Raw genomic sequence first — 1,210 nt, forward strand, 5'->3', positions numbered from 1 at the left:
GGAAGTGCTGATCAATGAGGTTTTCGCATGATGTTGCCAACGCCTCTGGCCTCGGATTTTCTCAATGAGGGACAGACGGGCGGATTCGCTGCGGTTTTCACTCATTTCGCGCCTTTCCTGGCGCGCTTTGCGCGCTCAGGATGGATTGCTTCCCTGTGAGGCCAACAACAGCTTCCTGGCGAGCGCCAGATTCGCCAGACCAAACAGGCTGAACAACTGCGCCGTGTTCTTGACCAGGCCCTTGTAGCGAACCTTGCGATGACCGAAGAGATTCTTAATGACGTGGAACGGATGCTCGACCCGCGCCCGAATCTGGGCCTTGGCCCGCTCGACGGCAATCAGCAAGTCCTTGACGGTGCCGTCACGCATCGCCTTGATCTTGCCGCGCTTGACGGCCACCTGCCACTTCACGGACTTGCCTTGCATCTCGTCGCGCTTCTCTATGCCCGTGTAGCCTGCGTCGCCAAACGCATGGTCTTCGTGGCCATGCAGCAAGGCGTGTGCCTGCGACACGTCGGACTCGTTGGCCGCTGTGCCCACCACGCTGTGTACCAGCCCCGAAGCCGCATCCACGCCGACATGGGCCTTCATGCCAAAGTGCCACTCATTACCCTTCTTGGTCTGGTGCATCTCCGGGTCGCGGCTCTTCTGCTTGTTCTTGGTCGACGGTGGCGCCTCGATGATGGTGGCATCCACAATCGTGCCTTCCTTCATCATCAGCCCACGCTCGCACAGCATGATGCCGATCTCGTCGAACAGTTTTCGCGTCAGCTCATGCTCGACGAGCATGCGGCGAAACTTGAGGAGCGTGGTCGCGTCCGGCACCGCTTCGACCGCCAGGTCGATCCCGGCAAACGTGCGCAGCGCCATGCTGTCATACAACGCGTCTTCCAGCGCCTCGTCCGACAGCCCGTACCACTGCTGCAGGAAGTAAATGCGCAACATCCGCTCCAGTCCGATTGGCGGCCGCCCACGTTTGCCTTTGGGGTAGTACGGCTCGACCGCCGCGATCAGGCGCGGCCACGGCACAACACTTTCCATCTCCGTCAGGAAGCGCTGGCGGCGCGTTACCCGCTTCTTACCGTGGCCTTCCGCTTCTGCAAAACTGATCTGACGCTTCATCTCGGCTCATCTCTTGGGGCACACATAGGACAACGTTTACAAGCCACTCAACGATGACCGCCGCACTGAATAAATCAGTCCTTCCCTA

At 59.8% G+C, this 1,210-nt stretch carries 1 protein-coding gene; it reads right to left on the reverse strand.

The window, feature by feature from the left end; genetic code table 11:
- Nucleotides 1-135: 135 nt before the first annotated feature.
- Entirely contained in the window at nt 136-1,122 is a 987-nt protein-coding gene (locus ACYP5B_RS37440) for an IS5 family transposase (protein ID WP_459572935.1), read from the reverse strand.
- Nucleotides 1,123-1,210 lie beyond the last annotated feature (88 nt).

The organism is Cupriavidus sp. 8B (genome assembly GCF_054589115.1).